The organism is Stenotrophomonas sp. SrG (genome assembly GCF_050031795.1).
Classification (GTDB): Bacteria; Pseudomonadota; Gammaproteobacteria; order Xanthomonadales; family Xanthomonadaceae; genus Stenotrophomonas; species Stenotrophomonas rhizophila_A.
Map to the genome: position 1 here is coordinate 70887 of NZ_JBNBBE010000019.1, position 3575 is coordinate 74461.

Annotated in this window: 3 protein-coding genes; 2 read left to right on the forward strand and 1 reads right to left on the reverse strand. The window is 65.8% G+C overall.

From position 1 onward, the window contains the following. Window positions 1-207: 207 nt before the first annotated feature. Window positions 208-789: an NUDIX hydrolase gene (locus ACQG3P_RS16455; RefSeq protein WP_426805650.1), complete on the reverse strand. Its 582-nt coding sequence runs from the start codon at window positions 787-789 to the stop codon at window positions 208-210. 208 nt (window positions 790-997) lie between these two features. Between ACQG3P_RS16455 and ACQG3P_RS16460 the strand changes: the two genes are divergently transcribed. Next, window positions 998-2473: an amino acid permease gene (locus ACQG3P_RS16460; protein ID WP_320458579.1), complete on the forward strand. Its 1476-nt coding sequence runs from the start codon at window positions 998-1000 to the stop codon at window positions 2471-2473. A 4-nt stretch (window positions 2474-2477) separates the two neighbouring features. After that, the coding region (locus tag ACQG3P_RS16465; protein WP_426805651.1) for an amino acid permease at window positions 2478-3575 on the forward strand (1098 nt) is incomplete at its 3' end.

Below are 3575 nucleotides of genomic sequence, written 5' to 3' on the forward strand. Positions count from 1 at the left end.
TGATGCGACTCTACCGGTGCATTGCGTGCTGGTCGATCACGTTCGGCGACGCATTGGTAGGGTCGCATCCCTATCGACCGCCGATAACGGTGATCGGCGCGACGAAGGCATCACCTCCGAACGAAACGCGCTTTTTCCGCCAACGGTCATGCCACAACCGAACGTTGCACCACGGTCGGCGGTCGATCGGGATGCGACCCTACCGGGTCACCGTGCGAGCCAGCGCTTGGCCATTCGCGGCAACGAATCGTCCCCGTCCGGCGTCGCGATCGCCGCATTGGCCACATCGGTGACCTCACGCCACGCCAGCGCCAGCGATTCCTCGCTGATCGCGAAGACCTCGCTTCCGATCGCCCGCACCACATACCGGGCGTCATAGTGCCAATGGCCAGGAACGTCGGGGCGCTCGGGGATCCAGTGCTTGTCGATATCGAACAGCTCGCCATCCTCCAGCACCAGCCCGGCCAGGCCGGATTCCTCCTCGGCCTCGGTCAGCGCCACCCTGGCCAGATCGCGGACGCCGTCAGCGTGCCCGCCCAGCTGCAGCCAGCGGTTCAACTTCCGGTGGTGGGTCAGCAGCACCCGCGCCCCATCGGCGCTGACCAGCCACGCACTGCCGGTGAAATGGCCGGCCAGGCGCTCACGCAGGAAGGGGTTTTCCGGGTCGTCCAGCAATGTGCCGAATTCGTCAGCCAAGGCGGCGTGTTCGGGGTGCCGGCGGGCGTAATCGGCCAGTTGGCCGCGCAGGGCGGCGTCAAGTGCTACAACGGATTCAGGGTTTGACGACATGGCAACCGGGCAATCAGGCGGATTTGGCAGATTATCGCCCGGCATGCTGCATTTGCGCTTGTGCGCAGGCTTCAGCTTTGGCTAAGGTACAGCGGGCCGTTCCTTTGGGGCGGCCGGTCACCACTCAAGGGCGCGGCAACGTATCGCGCACTTGCCTTTCGATTTCGCGGGGCCCGCCCCGCACCAACGTCCACCTGGGAAGCACTGCATGCTGAAGTCTCTGTTGAGGGTCAAACCGGTCGAGCCGGCCGGGCACGTCGATGCCGGCGAACCGATTGAAGGCAGCCTGGACGGCGAAGCCTCGCTGAAAAGGACCCTCACGGCGAAACATCTCATCATGCTGGGTATCGGCGCCGTGATCGGCGCGGGTATCTTCGTGCTGACCGGCCAGGCGGCCGCCAACCACGCCGGCCCGGCGGTGATGCTGTCGTTCGTGATCGCCGGCTTCGCCTGCGCCCTGGCGGGCCTGTGCTACGCCGAGTTCGCGGCGATGATGCCGGTCTCGGGCAGCGCTTACTCCTACTCCTACGCCACCCTGGGCGAAGGCATGGCCTGGTTCATCGGCTGGTGCCTGGTGCTGGAATACCTCTTCGCTTCGGCCTCGGTGGCGGTGGGCTGGTCGGCGTACCTCATCAGCTTCATCACCACCACGCTGCACATGCCGTTCCCGGACGCGCTCAGCGCGGCGCCGATCAGCTGGACCGGGCAGGAGTTCATCTCCTCCGGCAAGCTGTTCAACCTGCCGGCGGTGCTGATCGTGGCGGCGGTGTCGGGCCTGCTGTACGTGGGCGTGACCCAGTCGGCGTTCGTCAACGCGATCATCGTGGCGATCAAGGTCACGGTGATCTGCCTGTTCATCGGCTTTGGCGCGCAGCACATCGACATGGCCAACTGGACCCCGTTCATTCCGGAAAACACCGGCGTGCCGGGCGAGTTCGGCTGGAGCGGCGTGTTCCGTGCGGCCACCATCGTGTTCTTCGCCTACATCGGCTTCGATGCGGTTTCCACCGCGGCCGGTGAAACCAAGGACCCACAGCGCAACATGCCGATCGGCCTGCTTGGCTCGCTGGCGGTCTGCACCATCGTCTACATCATCGTGTGCGCGGTGCTGACCGGCATGATGCCGTACCACCTGCTGGGCACCGACAAGCCGGTGGCGACCGCGCTGGAGCCGTATGCCAGCCTGTCCTGGCTGAAGACCGCCGTGGAGATCGGCGCCATCGCCGGCCTGTCCTCGGTGGTGCTGGTGATGATGATGGGCCAGACCCGCATTGCCTACACGATCTCACGTGATGGCCTGATTCCGAAGCTGTTCGGCAAGGTCCACCCGCGCTTCCGTACCCCGTACTGGGCCACGATCGTGGTGGGCGTGCTGGCTGCTGCGCTGGCGGGTCTGATGCCGCTGAACGTGCTGGGCGAGCTGGTCTCGATGGGCACCCTGCTGGCCTTCGCCACGGTCTGCATCGGCGTGCTGGTGCTGCGCTACACGCGCCCGGAACTGACCCGGCCGTTCCGGGTGCCGCTGGTGTGGGTGATCTGCCCGGTGGGCGCGCTGTCGTGCCTGTTCCTGTTCTGGCAGGCGTTCGTGGTGCATTGGCACCTGTTCGTGGGCTGGACGGTGCTGGGCCTGCTGATCTACTTCGGCTACGGCATCCGCCACAGCAAGCTCAACAAGGTGTCGTGATCCCATGCTGAAGCAACTGTGGGCCACCAAGCACCCGCACGCCGCCCATGAAGATGCGAACGGGCTGAGCCTGAAGCGCACGCTGGGGCCCTGGGGCCTGACCGCGCTGGGCATCGGCGCGGTGATCGGCGGCGGCATTTTCGTCATCACCGGGCAGGCGGCGGCCAACCATGCGGGCCCGGCGATCATGCTGAGCTTCGTGCTGGCGGCGATCTGCTGCGCGTTCTGCGCGATGGCGTATGCGGAGTTCGCGTCGATGGTGCCGGTCTCCGGCAGCGCCTATACCTATACCTATGCGACCTTCGGCGAGCTGGCGGCGTGGTTCATCGGCTGGATGCTGGTGCTGGAATACGGGGTGTCGGCGTCGGCGGTGGCGGTCAGCTGGACCGGCTATTTCCTTAGCCTGCTCAGTCATTTCGACATCTACCTGCCATCGGCGCTGGTCAGTGCGCCGCTGGATGGGCGGCTGCGCCCCACGGGGGCGATCGCGAACCTGCCGGCGGCGATCCTGGTGCTGCTGCTGACGTGGCTGTGCTATGTGGGCATCAGCAAGTCGTCGGCGATGAACATGGCGATGGTGGTGCTGAAAACGGGCCTGATCATTCTGGTGATCCTGGTCGGCTGGAAGTACGTGGACCCGGCCAACTGGACGCCGTTCATTCCGGCCAATGAGGGCCCGGGCAAGTTCGGGTTCGAGGGCGTGCTGCGCGGCGCTGCGATGGTGTTCTTCGCCTATATCGGCTTCGAGGCGGTGTCGGTGGCGGCGCAGGAATCGCACCGGCCGCAGCGCGACATGCCGATCGGCATGCTGCTGTCGCTGGTGATCTGCACGATCCTGTACATCGCGATGGCGGCGGTGATGACCGGGCTGGTGCCGTACACGCTGCTGGGCACGGACGAGCCGGTGGTGACGGCGGTGGCGGCGCACCCGACGCTGGGCTGGTTGCGGGTGGTGGTGGAGATCGGTGCGTTGATCGGGCTGTCGTCGGTGGTGCTGGTTATGGTGATCGCGCAGCCGCGCATCTTCATGATCATGGCCAACGACGGTCTGCTGCCGAAGGTGTTCACGACGATCCACCCGAAGTACCGCACGCCGCACATA